Below are 388 nucleotides of genomic sequence, written 5' to 3' on the forward strand. Positions count from 1 at the left end.
AGTTTAAACATGGTGCGTGTCGAAAATATTCAATACCTGTTTTAAGCCATAAGTTATCTTAGCTCTGACAATTCTAAGGAGATAAGATATGACTTGACGTGCAAACTACTTCGAACTAGCATCCAAAGCAATGCAAATTCTGATGAGCCAGGAAAGCTATTTGCGAGAGCAATTTTGCGTTTCAGAAACATTGACAGTCTCTATCTGGGAGTTGGTTAAACTGAGAGTGTCATAAATCAATCAGTGTGCCTTTTGTATCGATATGCATAGCAAAGATGCGCTGAGTCAGGGTGAGAATCAAGAACGTATTATTGGCTTAAGTGCGTGGCGTGACATGCCTTTTTACTCAGGGGCAGAGATTGCGGCACTGGATTGGGCTGAGCAATTG

At 41.5% G+C, this 388-nt stretch carries 1 protein-coding gene; it reads left to right on the forward strand.

Annotated features, from left to right (window positions below; genetic code table 11):
- Positions 1-235: 235 nt before the first annotated feature.
- Positions 236-388 (forward strand): carboxymuconolactone decarboxylase family protein (locus BTA35_RS18600; RefSeq protein WP_274378451.1); only part of this gene is annotated, 153 nt, incomplete at its 3' end.

The sequence above is a fragment of the Oceanospirillum linum genome, assembly GCF_001995095.2.
GTDB lineage: Bacteria > Pseudomonadota > Gammaproteobacteria > Pseudomonadales > Halomonadaceae > Oceanospirillum > Oceanospirillum linum.